This window comes from Streptomyces canus 299MFChir4.1 (genome assembly GCF_000383615.1).
Lineage (GTDB): Bacteria > Actinomycetota > Actinomycetes > Streptomycetales > Streptomycetaceae > Streptomyces > Streptomyces canus_C.
The window spans coordinates 1-13,878 of sequence record NZ_KB911640.1 but is presented as its reverse complement, the minus strand read 5'-3'; the positions used below and the strand labels follow the sequence as shown (position 1 = coordinate 13,878).

Below are 13,878 nucleotides of genomic sequence, written 5' to 3'. Positions count from 1 at the left end.
GCGTTGGTGGTCAACCGGCTGACGTCTCCCGCGCCGCTGGTACGGGTGGAGAACGGGCCAGGTGCTGGCGGTGGAGGAGGTCTTCGGGATCGGGCCCGGTCTGCTCAACGATGATCGTCCGGCCCGGGCACTGGATGCGATCGCTCCGCAGCCGGGGCACATCGCGGGCACGGTCGGGGCGCGGGCGATCGGTGAGTTCGGGATCGATGTGGCCCGAATGCACTGGGACATGACCAGCATGCCCGTGCACGGAGCCTTCCCGGCTGAGAGCCAGGACGAGGATTTCCCCGTCATCGGTTACGGGCATCCCAAGGACCGGCGTTTCGATCTGAAGCAGGTCCAGGCCGGGCTCGCGGTGTCGGCCGATGGCGGCATCCCGCTCCATGCCCAGGGTCTTCGGCGGTGGTGCGGCCGAGGTCAGCCAGGTCGTCGGCGCAATGAAGGACCTGCGGACCATGGCCGGCGAGCATGGCTTTTCGATGGTCGCCGACTCCAAGTTGGTGTCCTACTCCACCATCCGCGCCCTGCTGGCGGCCAGGGTTCGGTTCATCGCCCGGGCCCCGGCCGTGCAGGTCAAGGACGAGGTCTATGCCGCTCTCGATCTTGCGCGGGCCACCGTCGTGGACTGGACACCGGACCGGGAGGCAGGCAAGCCCGCCGAGCGGCGCGAGACCTACCGCATGCCGGCGAAGACCCACACCCTGACCGGGCCCCGCAAGAGTGATCCGGCCCTCACCGTGCGACGGATCCTGGTCCACTCCACCGCGAACGCCGCCGACCGGCAAGCCGCCCGGGACAAACGCCTGGCCAAGGCCACCGAGGACCTGAACAGACTCACCGCCGCCGCCGGCGGACGCCACTACAAGACCCGGGAGAAGATCGTCGCCCGGATCGGTGTCATCGCCGCCAAGCGCCGCGTTGTCGGCGTACGCCTGAGCGTGCTCAGCCCCGTACAGGTGAACGTGCTCAGTTGGTGGTGCGCTGACCAGGGGTTCTCGTCAGTCCGCTATGGATGGTCGACAGCGTCAGACGGCCGGGCAGTTTTCATGCCACCTTGATGACAACCTTGCCCGAGGTGTGACCGTTCTCGACGGTGGCGAGGGCGGCCGGGGCGTCGGAGAGCGGATGGACCGCGGTGATCACGGGTGCGAGGAGTCCATCGAGGGCCAGCCGGGCCGACCGCTCCAGGTTCTCGCGGTCGAGGCGCCGCTCGACGAAACGCCCACCGAGATCGTGCACAGACATATCACCCACAGCGATGACGTTGCGGGGATCCTGGGCCAGCGGAGCGACCGTCCGCAGTGAGGTGCCTCCGGCCAGGTCGACGATCCCGTCGAAGCCGTCCGGAACCAGCTCGCGTGCCGCGGCGGCGACGTCCTCGGCGGTGTAGTCGATGAACCGCACCCCGATGGCCTCGGCGTGCTCGCGTTTGGCGGTACTCCCGGTGCCGATCACACGCAGCTCGCGCCCGATAGCCAGCCGGGCGACGGCGAGGCCGACCCCGCCCCCGACTCCGTTGACCAGGACCGTGGCACCGGCCGGGAGGCTGAGCTGGTCGAGCACGTCCACCGCGGTCGTCCCGGCAACTGGCAGCGTTGCCGCCACGGTCGCGGACAGACCCTCCGGGATGCGCGCGGTGTTCGGCGCGGACAGGACCGTCGTCTCGGCGTAGGTGCCGCCACCGGTGAGTGCGAAGCCGAAGACCGCGTCACCCACCTCGAGCCCGTTGACGTCCTCGCCCCGGGCGAGAACGGTTCCGGCTGCCTCCATGCCCAGCACGCGGGGAAACGGACGCCCGCCGTCGAACCCGGGGACCAGACCCGAGCGCAGTATGTGGTCGAGGGGATTCACGCCGGCAACGTCGACCCGGATCAGGACCTCGCCGCGACCGGGGACGGGATCGGGACGATCGAAGAACTCCTGCACTTCGGGCCCGCCATGCCTGCCGAAACCCCACGCCTGCCCCATCTTTTGCCGCCTCCCTTGACCGACCCGGTGATTCCGGGCTCTGCGGCCATCCTCACCTGTGACATTGATGTGAGGGGCAACCGGCTGAGATGCAGGTCACAGCATCAGGCCAACCGTGCCGCCGGCTCCGGGGCCGTGGACAGCTTCGCCCGGTGACGGCTGTTGGCCCTGATCAGCACGTCGAGTGCATCGCGGGTCTCGATCAGGTGCGCGATGTCGGCGTCGATCCGGTCGCGCTCGCGCATCATCGCCGTGAACGTCTCCTCGGCGACGCCCAGGTCACCCGGGACGTCCACACACGGCAGCACAGTCGCGATCACCCTGCTGGACATACCGGCGTCGAAAAGCTGTCGGATGATTGACACGCGTTGGACCGCAGCATCGGAATAGTGACGCTGCCCCGCGTCGGAGCGTGAGCTGGTCAGCAGGCCCTGCTCTTCGTAGTACCGCAGTGAGCGCGGACTCACGCCCGTGCGCTTGGACAACTCGCCTATCCGCATCCCTGAGAGCCTACGCTCGCGTGCTCCAGGTTCAGACCGCCGTCGAGTCATGGACGCTCGCGGACACCGCCACGGCCGCAGGGTTGTCGTCCCGGTCCCACGACTGAGCACGTTCGTCTGTAGGCGCCTGAGCACTTTTCTCAGTACGCCGACACGTGTCACGTCAAGTCTGCGCTGGGCCGTCACCGATACCGAGGACGGCACCCCAGCCCTGGCCTGGCACTTCGACACCGGCGTACTGAAGGCCGAAGCCGCTGTCGACGGCTGGTACGCACTGCTGACGTCCGTCCCCGCCGACCAGGCAGATGCCGGGAGGACTCTGATCCACTGCAAGGGCCAAAGCGCGGTCGAACGCCGCTGCCACGACTTCAAGGGCCCGCTCGACGAGGTGACGCCGCTCTTCGTGCAGCACAACCGGCGCGTTGCCGCCCTGATCCAGGTCATCTGTCTGGGCTGCTGGTCTTCTGTCTGATCGAGCGGCAGGTCAGACAGGCACTCGCCCCCGAGCAGACCATGAGCGGTCTACCCCGACAACCGTGGCGTCCGTCCCACCGGCCGCATGATCTTCTACCACCTCGGCGAACTCAGTCTGCGGATCGGCAACCTCACCGCCCCGCCCACCGTCCAAATCACCCGTGGCGTCCAACTCCACCTCCTCTACCTACTCGACAGCGACATCAGGCAGACCCGCTGGCCACAGACCTGAAACGGTGACCCTCGACGTCCGGGTCCAGCCGCCCGGCGGCCGTCCGGACGCCGGAATACCTCGCTGGAGGGTTGGTGGCCCGCCGCTGCCCTGGTACGTTGTGTATCGATTCAATCGCTTCGAGGGGAGACTCATGAACACTCCGCCCGCTACGCACGCACACAAGGGATTGAGCGAGGAATATCTTCGCGCTCTCCCCAAGGCCGAGGTGCACTGCCATCTCGGAGGCTGCGTTCCTACCGAGATGGCCGCGCGGTTGGCGGCGAGCCACGGGGTGGCGATTCCGGAATCCGCTGTGCGGCACGGCGGCCGCTACCGGTTCGCCAATTTCGACGAGGGTCTCATCGTCCTCAACGCGGTCACGAGCTCCATGCAGACGACGAGGGATTTCGAGGAGGTCACCTACGTCAGCCTGATGACCGCGGCCAGTGGCGGCGTACGCTACCGCGAGTACTACTTCGACCCGCAGAACCACCCCGCGCTCAGCTACCCCGAGATGCTCGAGGGCATCCTGGCGGGAGCCAAGGCGGCGGAAAAGGAGACCGGCGTCGTCACCCGGATCGTCCCGGCGATCAATCGAGAACTCGGCGGCGAGGCTGCCGTCGAACTGGTTCAGGAGATCATTCGGCATCCGCACGAGTACGTCGTGGGCATAGGCCTCGACTCGGATGAGAAGGCGGGCCGACCGTCCGAGTTCATCGCAGCATATGCGCTGGCTCGAGATGCCGGGTTGAAGCTGTCCGCCCATGCCGGTGAACACGGAGACCCGAGCGAGATCCGGGAAGCGCTCGACCTGTTGAAGGTCGACCGTCTGGACCATGGCTACGCGGCCCTCGACGAACCGGAACTGCTGTCACGCCTCGTTACGTCGCAACTGCCAGTAGCCGCGTGCTGGTTCGTCGACTATCCGCCGCCGGAGGTACCTGGCCGGATTCGGGACCATCGGGCCATGGCGGCAGCAGGGGTCAATCTGTCGATCAATTCGGACGATCCGGCATTGATCGGTCCCGAGCTCCACGACTGCTATTTCGATTCCGCACTTCACATGGAGTGGACGGTCGAGGATGCAGAGAGGTACTCGCTGGCCGGGCTGGAGGCGAGTTTTGCGGACAAGGAGACGATCGACCGCCTGACGGCTGAGTTCAAGGCCGAGCACCAGCGTATTCGCCATCTCGCCTAAGGCGCCCGGGTTACAAGGCGGGTCGTCGAGGCGGGACGGCCCGTCGGCGGGAGAGCGTACGGCGTCGAACGAGGCGCGATCTCATGCGGCCCGCCCGGACCCCGGGCAGGTCACGAGCACTGGCGCGAACGAGTAATTACCGAGGCGCGACCGCTGGGTCGTGTCGGAGGGAGAAGGAAGCGCATGGTCCATTTCATCGGACCGGACAACGACGCGTATGTCGCCAGCGTGATCAGGCACGTCGCGGAGTACGAGGAGTTCTCCGGCGAGAAGGTCGAGCTCGAGATCATCCCCGAGACCGACTATGTCACCAACTCCCTGGACGTTCTGCGGGGCCGGCTGCGAGGTGAGTCTGCGCCGGACGTGTATATGTCGGGGCCGGTCTCGATGTGGAAGCTGGCCGGTGAGGGCTTGGTCGAGCCACTCGACGGGTACCTCGACCGGTGCTCCGCCGACTTCGACCCGAGCGACTTCCTGGCCCCGCTGCTCGACTGCAACCGGTGGACCGGCAAGCGCGGCGACGCCCTCGGCACGGGTGCGCTGCTGGAGATCCCGGTCAACTGGGAGACCTACAACCTGGCCTACCTGCCGGACGTCCTCGAGCAGGCCGGTCTCAGCGAGGCACCCACGACCTGGGAGGGCTACTTCGACGCTGCGGCGGTCATCGCCGAGAAGGTGTCCGGCGTGCGTGGCTTCGCGCAGCGCGGCACCGATACCTGGCACACCATGTACACGGGGTTCGCGACCCAGCTGTGGTCCTACGGCGGGGTGGACTTCGACAGCGCGGGCCGCAGCGCTGTCGCCTCCCCGGAGGCTCTCGCGGCCACACGGGACTTCATCTCGGCACTCCATGCGTCCGGCCCGACCGCGTGGCCTGGTGGCCACTGGCTGGACGTGGCCCGGGACTTCGCCGCCGGCCGGTACGGCATGATCGTCGACTCCGATCACTATGTGGCCTTCTTCGAGGGACCTGACTCGGCAGTGCGCGGGCGGGTCGCCTACACCCGGCCGCCCACCGGTCCGGGCGGGCAGCGGGAGTCCAACATGTGGACCTGGTCGCTGGTCATGAACAGCGCCTCGCGGGACAAGGACGCGGCATGGCGCTTTATCGAGTGGGCCGGCTCTCGCTCGTTCCTCACCCGAGCTGTGCACGAGGGGAACATGAACCCGACGCGGCAGAGCATCTGGGACGACGAGGGCTACCGAGCTGTGGCGGCCACGTGGAACGGGTTCGCCGAGAACAGCCTCGAGATCCTGCAGACCACCGCCCGCGTGCTGCCGACCCCGATGCCGGAGTACCTTGACGTGGCCGGCATCTGGTCCCGGGGCCTGGTCGACGCCTTCGTCGAGCCGGCGCGGCTCGAGGAGATCCTGACCGCGACCGCCGCACGGATCGACGGCCTCGAAAACGGCGGCGCCGGCGGCCCGGTGGGAGACCGGTGAGGATCGGCCTGGTCGGAGCGGGCAGCCATGCGAACAGCGCGGTCTGCCCGGCGATCCTGGAGGCGGGCTTCTAGCTGGTCTCCGTCTGCGCCCGTACCGAGGAGCGCGCCCGGTCCACCGCCGCGCAGTAGGGGGCGAAGGGGCACTACGTCGGCGTCGACGCCATGCTCGACGCGGGGGGCATCGACGGCTTCGTCGTCGTGGTGGTCCCTGCCGGGGAGTACCGGTCCGTCGTCACCCGGTGCATCGAGGCGGGTCTGCCGATCTTCTGCGAGAAGCCGGCCGGAGGGCCCTCGGCCGAGCTGCACGAGCTCGCCGAGCTCGCCTCGGCGGCGCAGGCCCAGGTCGTCGTGGACTATGTGAAGCGGTTCGCCCCGGCCTATCGCCGGGCCCATGAGCTGATCCACTCGGCCGAGTTCGGGGCGCCGTCGTTGGCGCATTTCACCTTCGTGATGGGGCAGTTCGACGGCTACTTCGAGGGGACCCGCGACGACCTGCACTTCTGCCTCACCGACAATCCCGTCCACCTGATCGACCTGGCGCGGTACCTGGTCGGTGATCTGAGCGAGATGCCGGCGGTGCTCAACGTGGTCCCCGGCTTCGGGGTGGACGTGAGCCTCGTGGCATGAGCCGACGGTGGGGCGGCGTGCTCGTTCAGCTTCTAAAGCACTGCCTCTTTCGCCCACTGCGGCGAGGCGATCGACGTCTACGGTCGGGGTAACGCGCTGCAGGTCGACGTTGTCGACCTGCAGCTACCGCCCTGGGGCGACAGGTCGAGCCTGGTGACCATGGGTTTCGTCCCCGTGCTTGGGCACTTCGAGGAGGTCGCCGCCGGGCGTGCGGTGAACGAGTCCGACCTGGACAACGCGGCCCGCGCCCTGGAGGTCGCCGAGCAGCTGTACGCACAGCTGCTGCCCACCTGGTCGAAGGCGACGGACCGGTAGTCCGCTCCCCGCACGGGCGGGCCCCGGTGCGGATCCTTCGCACGTCCCGGCGGGGGCACGCGGAACCCATGCCGGGGCCTTGCTCAACGCCCGGACCACGAGCTCAGGGGAGAAGACCACGGGTGGAGGTGATTCACCCCTTCACGCCTACGCCGATGTGCCGGCCGGAGACGGTGATCTCAGCGAGCGCATCGGCTTCCGGGGGACCGTGACTTCTGGAATCGGGGCGGCGGTTACTTTTTGGAGGAGTCGACCAGGCCTCCCTCAGACTGTCGCCTACGCCCTCAGCGACTCCCCGATCGGTCAACTAGCCTGTATTGCCGGGAAGTTCTACGACTGATCCGATTGCGGCGGCCACCTGGAAAACGCGGTCTCCCGCAACCCGCTGCTCGACGCCCTGTCGCCGTACTCCTTCACCGTTTCCGGGGGATCGTCTGCGAGGTTCCACTGGGAGACGTTCCCGCTAGAGCGCAGCACGCCGGTACATGTGCGCAGACCTGTGCGACGTTCGGGGCGAAGCGGAGGAGGAGTCCGAAGGGGCAACTGACCGGCGAGGGCGGGCTGCCGCGGCTGACCATGCGGCTGCGGCAGCCCGCCCCGGGCACAACGTCAATGACCGCTGACGATCAACTACCGGCGCGGAACACTAGCCTTGTGCCTCGCAGGTGAGCTCCGGTACGCGGGTGTCCTGGTAGCCGCGGACCGTGTACACGAAATAGTCGGAGCGGCCGACCTGAATGGGTCGGTACCCGTAAGGAGTGCTGTCGAACGTCACTTCACTGCCGTCGACGGTGAGGACGGCCTGCCACTGGGTCCGTACCGACTGCCCCTCGGGCAAGGTGCCCTTCGCACGCCACGCATTGATCGTCACCGGGCCGGTGTTCTTCACCTCTACATAGGCCGAATACTCGCCGTTGTTGCTGTAGATGACCTCCTGGGTCACCGCGGTACAACTGGCCGTGCCTTCCGCTGCAGGACTCGCGGACGCCGTGCCGGAAGCGGTCGCGACCAGGAGAGCCGCGGAGAACACCGCCGCGCATACCGCCGGCGAGCGCCTGCGGGATAAATGCGATCGTCCGGCCGTGAGGCGATTGCTCTTCATAACACCGTCCTTCGTCGTGGGGGCACACGGCGGCACTGCCTGCGAACCACGCGCGGACTGCGGCACCGGGGGCACCGGCGCCGGCAATGAGCGGGTCCGGTCAACAGGCCTGCTTGCCATGTGACGTGAGCGTGTGATCAGTCTCGCCAAGAAGCGTTCAACCTTCAAGTACTCAGTGCCGCCTGTTCCGCGGGACGGAACCTTGGCTTCCGCCCCGACACCGAGCGCCGTCGTGACCTTGCGGGTCCCGCCCTGCTACCGGAATTCGTTCGCAGTGCATCGGCCTTCAGGCCGGTGGTGAAGCGAATCTCATGGTCGCGACGCGGAGCGTCGCGGATTCAGGTCCGGCGAAGCCGGACACCGCAGTTGTGCCTGCGGCGCGGAGCGTCGGGACGGCTGGTCCCGGGGAAGCCGGGTGGTGCTCACACCGGCCGGTTCTGCTGTTCGATGTACTGCCGGACCACGGTGAGCGGGGCGCCGCCGACGGTTCCGGCGAAGTAGGAGCCGGACCAGAGTTTGTTGGCGCGCCAGTAGTGGCATGCCAGGTCGGGGAACTCCTTGCGCAGGCGGCGGGAGGAGACGCCCTTGAGGGAGTTGACGAGTTTGGTGACGGCGACCTTGGGCGGGAAGTTCACCAGGAGGTGGACGTGGTTGTCCTCGCCGTTGAACTCCACCAGCTCGCACTCGAAGTCCGTACACACCGACCGCATGATCTCCTCCATCCGTCTCAAGTGGGCATCGGTGAACACATCACGAAAGCACAGTGCCTGCCAGTTCTGATCTTCTGCATCTCGCCCATAACCCAAGTATGTAGCGTGACGGTCATGCAGCTCAGGTACAGCTTCCGTCTGTACCCGGACGCCGGCCAGCAGACCGCGTTGGCGAAGGCGTTCGGGTGTGCCCGTGTCGTGTTCAACGACGCGGTCCGCGCCCGTGAAGACGCCCGTAAGGCCGAGCAGCCGTTCCCGACGGCCGGTCAGCTGTCCACGCGCCTGATCACCGAGGCCAAACGGACCGCCGAGCGGTCATGGCTGGGTGAGGTCTCCGCGGTGGTGCTCCAGCAGTCGCTGCGGGACGCCGAGAGCGCGTACCGCAACTTCTTCGCCTCCCTCAAGGGCACCCGCAAGGGGCCCAGGACCGGTGCGCCGCGGTTCAAGTCTCGCAAGGACACCCGGCAGTCGATCCGGTTCACCGCCAACGCCCGCTGGAAGATCACCGACAGCGGACGGCTGAACCTGCCGAAGATCGGCGCGGTGAAGGTGAAGTGGTCCCGCACACTGCCCGCCGCTCCTGCCTCGGTCACCGTGATCAAGGACGCGGCCGGGCGGTACTTCGCCTCGTTCGTCATCGACACCGACCCGGGATGCCGAGTGGATGCCTGCCACCGACCGCACCATCGGCATCGATCTCGGCCTGACTCACTTCGCGGTCCTCTCCGACGGCACGAAGATCGACTCCCCGCGCTTCCTCCGACGCGCGGAGAAGAAACTGAAGAAGACCCAAAAGGAGCTGTCCCGCAAGCAGAAGGGATCGAAGAACCGCGAAAAGGCCCGTCTCAAGGTCGCCCGCGCCCACGCCAAGGTTGCTGACGCCCGCCGCGAGTTCCACCACCAGCTCTCCACGAAGCTGATCTCCGAGAACCAAGGGATCGCCGTGGAAGACCTGCCGGTGAGGGGACTGGCGCGCACCAGGCTGGCCAAGTCCGTGCATGACGCCGGCTGGGCCTCATTCATGAACATGCTGGAGTACAAAGCACAACGGTACGGACGGACCCTGATCAAGATCGGCCGGTACGAGCCGACGAGTCAGGTCTGCTCCACCTGCGGCGTCAAAGACGGGCCCAAACCCCTCGACGTGAGGGAATGGACCTGTAGCGCCTGCGGCACCCTCCACGACCGGGACACCAACGCCGCGATCAACGTCAAAACGGCCGCCGGACTGGCGGTATCAGCCTGCGGAGCGCCGGTAAGACCAGGAGCGATCCCGGCACAGCGCGAAGAAACAGGAAGCCACGGATTCCCGACCGAACCCCGTGCCACGTAGCGGCACAGCAACGATCGAGAAGGCCAGAATCCTCGGGCTTCACCCCGAGGAGCAAGTCAAATCGCGTTCGGACCAGGGGGACGGACGAACTCTTCGCTGCGCCGTTTCAGATCGCCGATCAGCTGTGCAACCTCCTGATCGCCGCGGCTCCGTCGGCCGGCGGCCGCGCGCAGGTCCGCGACGAAGCCGCGTGAGTGATGCTCATGATCGTCCTCCGGATACAGGGCGCGGGCCGTGGGATCCCCGGTGAACCACCGGTGGGCGAAGCTCGCTCCCGGTCCCGCGACAGGAACGAGCGGGCCGAAAAGTGCATCGGCGAGGCGGTTTTGCACCAGCATGACGTTCAGGTCCGTACAGACGAGCGCCGGCACTGCGGCAAGGCGGCCCAGCAGGTCGAACATGGCTGGACGGGGGTGTGCCGACGAGCCTCCGGAAGGTGGCAGCCGCCGGCCCGCAAGGTGGAAGAGGTGGTCGCACTCGTCACTCGTCAGCCGCAACGCGCGGGCCAGAGCGGCCAGCATCTGCTCCGACGGTTGAGCGCCGCCGCGCTCGATCTCGATGTAATAGTCGGTCGAGGCCCCGGCCAGCATGGCGACCTCGTCGCGGCGCAGCCCCGGAACCCTGCGCCGGGGCCCGGCGACCAGACCGACGTCCGAGGGCTGGACTCGATCACGTCGGGACCTGACGAAGGCACCCAGCTCGGTCAGATTCACCTGTTCAGTATCCGTGCCCGGCCACGGCTTACCCAGGGGGTCCCAACCCCTGGGTAAGCGGCCACTGGTTAGCACCGGCCGAGGGACACATGGTGGAGGAATCAGCCAGGAACCACCGCCAGAAGGAATGCCATGTCCACTACGATCGCCCTCGTCACCGGCGGCAACCGCGGCATCGGCCGCTCAATCGTCGAGGCACTCGCCGCCGACGGCCGGGACATCATCTTCACCTACAACACGGACGAGGGCAGGGCGAAGGAGGTCGTCGAGGTGGTCGCCGCGCGTGGCCGCGTCGCCGTCGCGCTTCACCTCGACGTCACACAGTCGGCGGCGTTGCCGGGCTTCACCGACACCGTGCGGCAGACCCTGCGGGACCGCTGGGATCGTGACACCTTCGACATCCTGGTCAACAACGCCGGGATCGCGCTGCACTCCGCTTTGGGTTCCACCGATGAGGAGACCATGGACCGCCTCTTCGCCGTCCACGTCAAGGGTTGCTACCTCCTCACCCAGGCCCTGGCCACGGCCCCCGACGGCACCGCGCCCCTGCTGACCGACGGCGGCCGGATCGTCAACCTCTCGACCGGACTCGCCCGGTTCGTCACTCCTCCCTACGCCGTCTACGGGGCGGTCAAGGGAGCGGTCGAGGTACTGACTCGTTATTGGGCAGCGGAACTCGGTGGGCGCGGGATCAGCGTGAACAGCATCGCGCCCGGTCCGGTGAGCACCGACTTCGACGGCGGTCACCTCCGCGACGACGAGAATCTCCAGCAGATTCTGAGGGGGCTGACCGCTCGCGGCCGCATCGCCGAAGCAGACGATATCGGCCCGGCCGTGGCGGCTCTCGTGCGCGAGGGCACCCACTGGATCACGGGGCAGCGCATCGAGGCGAGCGGCGGCTTCCGCCTTTGACGCCCTGCCCGGAGCGCCCGATCGGCGGCGGTGAACTGATTCCGCGCTGACGGACACCGACGCGGATCTGAGCCGGCCCTGGCCGCCCGCTGCCCCGAGCCTCGCCCATCTCCCCCTGGGGCTGGTCGGGCAGGCCGGTCAGGTCGGGCCGAGCATGAGCGGCGGGCAGGTAGTGGCGGGTGCTGACACGGGAGATCGCGGCAGCGGCCCGCGCACTGGGCCGCCGGGCGTCGCTCATGGTCGCGCCGATGCCGCCACGGCTGCGATTGACCAGGCATGACTCCCCCGTTCCACGGCTCGGAGTGCGCATAGGTGCGGGTCGGGTGAGATGGACGTCCCAGCGGGCGACCCCGGGGTCGTGACCAGCGGGGCCGAAGATGCGGACGGTCGAGGAGTTCGGACGGACGGTGGGAACCCTGTTCCCTCGATGTTGGGCCCACCCGCAGGTCGGCGCTGGGCCACCGACCGTCACACCCGGGTTCGTCAGCATCAGCGGCGGTCAGCCCACCCGCTCCTTGAGTTGGCGCACGAGCCCGGTGAGGTCGTCGCCGAGCGGGGTCACCTGAACGTTGGTGACACCGGACTCGCGGAATGCCTCGACCCGCTCCCGGACGTACGAGGCTGGACTCGCGAGGTTGACTGGTGGAGCAGTGCCCATTCCGCCGATGCAGAGCGCCAGCGCGGGCCGCGCGAGGTCGAGCACGCTCCTCCCATCCTCGCCCACGGCGACCATGCCACCGGCGACGACCTCCAGGGGCGCGATGTTTCCCGAACGCTGGGCTGTCCCCGCGGCAAGTGTGTCGCCCATACCCCGGCGGCGCCCTCGGGCGAACAGAAGAAGGGCAGCCAGTCGGCGGCGTACGCCGCCGCGTCGCGGCCTGGACGATTCAGGCGTGTTCGGACTGAGCATCGTGACCCCCACGCCGCGCCCCCCGATGGGCAAGCGTGGGGAACTTCGAGTAACCGGGCGGACGTTGGGCACGACATGACTGAACTTCGCACCCTCGGCTCGTCCGGCCTCCGCGTGTCCCCCCTCTGCCTGGGCGGCAACGTCTTCGGCTGGACCGCCGACAAAACCCAGTCGTTTGCAGTGCTCGACGCCTATCTCGCCGCAGGCGGGAATTTCATCGACACCGCCGACTCATACATGCACTACTTTCCCGAGCAGGGCAATGAGCCGGGACAGTCCGAGAGCATCATCGGCGATTGGCTCGCCACCCGCCGCAATCGTGACGACGTGGTCATCGCAACCAAGGTCGGCGACCACCCGAAGTTCATGGGCCTCGCTCCCGCCAACATCAAGGCCGCAGCCGAGGAGTCCTTGCGGCGACTGCGTACCGACCACATCGACCTTTACTACACCCACTTCGACCGGGATGAATCCATCCCCGTGGACGAAATCATCACCGCTCTCGACGACCTCGTGAAGGCCGGCAAGGTGCGGGCCATCGCCACCTCCAACATCAGCCCCGAACGGCTCTCCGCGTCACTGGAGTTCTCCGACCGCGAGCGGCTGGCCCGCTACGTGGCCCTGCAGCCGCAGTACAACCTCGTCGCACGCGACAGCTACGAGGGTGCGCGACGGGAGATCGTGCAGCGCGAAGGGCTGGCCTGCGTACCGTACTTCGCGCTCGCCTCCGGCTTCCTCACCGGCAAGTACCGCCCCGGCAAGAACACCGAGAATGTGCGCAACCTTCCCGGACTCGCCGGCGGCCACGCGGACACGGAACGCGGCGTGAAGGTACTCGACGCGCTGGAGCAGATCGCCACGGCGCGGGGCGTCGAGATGTCCACGGTGGCGGTCGCCTGGCTCGCACAGCAGCCGACCGTGACCGCCCCGATAGCCTCCGCACGCACTGTCGAACAGCTGCCGGCGCTGATTGCCGCGCAAGACCTTCAACTGTCGGACACGGAACTGGAATCCTTGACGACGGCCTCCTCCTGACCCGCGGCCACCTGGCTGCTGCTCTCCGCGTCCACTGGGCTTACCTGGCGGCCATGCGACGCGTCCCATCAGCCCGCGGGCTGAACCTTGCGGCGGAGGATTTTTCCTGTGGGTCCTTTGGGGAGGGCGTCGACGAGCCAGACCGAGCGGGGGTACTTGTACGCCGCGAGACGGTCCCGGACGAAGTTCTTGAGCTCCTCCGGGTCCACCTCGGCGCCCGGCTTGAGGGCCACCGCGGCGCCGACCTCCTCGCCGAGCTCGGCGTGTTGGATCCCGATCACCGCGGCTTCGGCCACGGCGGGGTGCTGGTAGAGGATCTCCTCGACCTCGCGGGGGTAGACGTTGTAGCCGCCGCGGATGATCAGGTCTTTCTTGCGGTCGACGATGGTGTAGTAACCGTCCGCGTCCTTCGTGGCGATGTC

General features: G+C 67.7%; 14 protein-coding genes and 4 pseudogenes. 10 read left to right on the top strand and 8 right to left on the bottom strand.

The genetic code is table 11. The annotated features are described in order from the left end of the window. Positions 1–10: 10 nt before the first annotated feature. Positions 11–457 (bottom strand): hypothetical protein, encoded by a 447-nt coding sequence (locus H293_RS58845; protein WP_158694564.1) that lies wholly within the window; start codon positions 455–457, stop codon positions 11–13. On the opposite strand from H293_RS58845, the gene H293_RS58840 reads away from it, so the two are divergent. Continuing rightward, positions 456–1,058 carry a hypothetical protein gene (locus H293_RS58840; RefSeq protein WP_158694563.1) on the top strand — a complete coding sequence of 201 codons (603 nt, stop codon included), beginning with the start codon at positions 456–458 and terminating at the stop codon, positions 1,056–1,058. The two genes, H293_RS58845 and H293_RS58840, sit on opposite strands and share 2 nt — an antisense overlap. On the opposite strand, the gene H293_RS0145910 is transcribed toward H293_RS58840, so the two are convergent. After that, the gene (locus H293_RS0145910) at positions 1,045–1,968 is read right to left on the bottom strand and encodes an NADP-dependent oxidoreductase (protein ID WP_020124491.1); all 924 of its coding nucleotides are present in this window, start codon (positions 1,966–1,968) and stop codon (positions 1,045–1,047) included. The two genes, H293_RS58840 and H293_RS0145910, sit on opposite strands and share 14 nt — an antisense overlap. 104 nt (positions 1,969–2,072) lie before the next feature. After that, complete coding sequence (locus H293_RS0145905; protein ID WP_020124490.1) at positions 2,073–2,468, bottom strand: MerR family transcriptional regulator; 396 nt, start codon at positions 2,466–2,468, stop codon at positions 2,073–2,075. Between the two features lie 49 nt (positions 2,469–2,517). Here H293_RS0145905 and H293_RS0145900 point away from each other — a divergent pair, with 49 nt between their 5' ends. From H293_RS0145900 to H293_RS58835, 6 genes and pseudogenes are all read left to right on the top strand, one after another. Then, entirely contained in the window at positions 2,518–2,940 is a 423-nt protein-coding gene (locus H293_RS0145900) for a hypothetical protein (RefSeq protein WP_020124489.1), read from the top strand. Between the two features lie 87 nt (positions 2,941–3,027). Beyond that, the gene (locus H293_RS59570) at positions 3,028–3,174 is read left to right on the top strand and encodes a hypothetical protein (protein ID WP_020124488.1); all 147 of its coding nucleotides are present in this window, start codon (positions 3,028–3,030) and stop codon (positions 3,172–3,174) included. 133 nt (positions 3,175–3,307) lie between these two features. Continuing rightward, positions 3,308–4,354 carry an adenosine deaminase family protein gene (locus H293_RS0145890; RefSeq protein ID WP_078612908.1) on the top strand — a complete coding sequence of 349 codons (1,047 nt, stop codon included), beginning with the start codon at positions 3,308–3,310 and terminating at the stop codon, positions 4,352–4,354. Between the two features lie 183 nt (positions 4,355–4,537). Continuing rightward, positions 4,538–5,797 carry an ABC transporter substrate-binding protein gene (locus H293_RS0145885; protein ID WP_020124486.1) on the top strand — a complete coding sequence of 420 codons (1,260 nt, stop codon included), beginning with the start codon at positions 4,538–4,540 and terminating at the stop codon, positions 5,795–5,797. 158 nt (positions 5,798–5,955) lie between these two features. Then, positions 5,956–6,426, top strand: a pseudogene (locus H293_RS0145880) (Gfo/Idh/MocA family protein); the annotation flags it as partial. Between the two features lie 159 nt (positions 6,427–6,585). Then, complete coding sequence (locus H293_RS58835; protein WP_158694562.1) at positions 6,586–6,741, top strand: hypothetical protein; 156 nt, start codon at positions 6,586–6,588, stop codon at positions 6,739–6,741. 646 nt (positions 6,742–7,387) lie between these two features. Here H293_RS58835 and H293_RS56425 read toward each other — a convergent pair. Then, positions 7,388–7,843 (bottom strand): cellulose binding domain-containing protein, encoded by a 456-nt coding sequence (locus H293_RS56425; RefSeq protein WP_158694561.1) that lies wholly within the window; start codon positions 7,841–7,843, stop codon positions 7,388–7,390. Between the two features lie 422 nt (positions 7,844–8,265). Beyond that, positions 8,266–8,642 (bottom strand): annotated as a pseudogene (tnpA, locus tag H293_RS53455) (IS200/IS605 family transposase). Between the two features lie 25 nt (positions 8,643–8,667). On the opposite strand from tnpA, the pseudogene H293_RS53450 reads away from it, so the two are divergent. Next, a pseudogene (locus tag H293_RS53450) lies at positions 8,668–9,886 on the top strand (RNA-guided endonuclease InsQ/TnpB family protein). Between the two features lie 86 nt (positions 9,887–9,972). On the opposite strand, the pseudogene H293_RS51835 reads toward H293_RS53450, so the two are convergent. Then, positions 9,973–10,599, bottom strand: a pseudogene (locus tag H293_RS51835) (MmyB family transcriptional regulator); the annotation flags it as partial. A gap of 132 nt (positions 10,600–10,731) precedes the next feature. On the opposite strand from H293_RS51835, the gene H293_RS0145850 reads away from it, so the two are divergent. Continuing rightward, positions 10,732–11,511, top strand: a complete 780-nt coding sequence (locus H293_RS0145850) for an SDR family NAD(P)-dependent oxidoreductase (protein ID WP_020124480.1) — start codon at positions 10,732–10,734, stop codon at positions 11,509–11,511. A gap of 499 nt (positions 11,512–12,010) precedes the next feature. Here the strand turns inward: H293_RS0145850 and H293_RS53445 are convergent, their stop codons facing one another. After that, positions 12,011–12,319, bottom strand: coding sequence for a hypothetical protein (locus H293_RS53445; RefSeq protein WP_020124479.1), 309 nt, complete (start codon positions 12,317–12,319; stop codon positions 12,011–12,013). A 177-nt stretch (positions 12,320–12,496) separates the two neighbouring features. On the opposite strand from H293_RS53445, the gene H293_RS0145840 reads away from it, so the two are divergent. After that, complete coding sequence (locus H293_RS0145840) at positions 12,497–13,456, top strand: aldo/keto reductase (protein WP_020124478.1); 960 nt, start codon at positions 12,497–12,499, stop codon at positions 13,454–13,456. A 68-nt stretch (positions 13,457–13,524) separates the two neighbouring features. Here the strand turns inward: H293_RS0145840 and H293_RS51830 are convergent. Then, on the bottom strand, positions 13,525–13,878 hold a 354-nt coding region (locus H293_RS51830), incomplete at its 5' end, for an AMP-binding enzyme (RefSeq protein ID WP_033416650.1).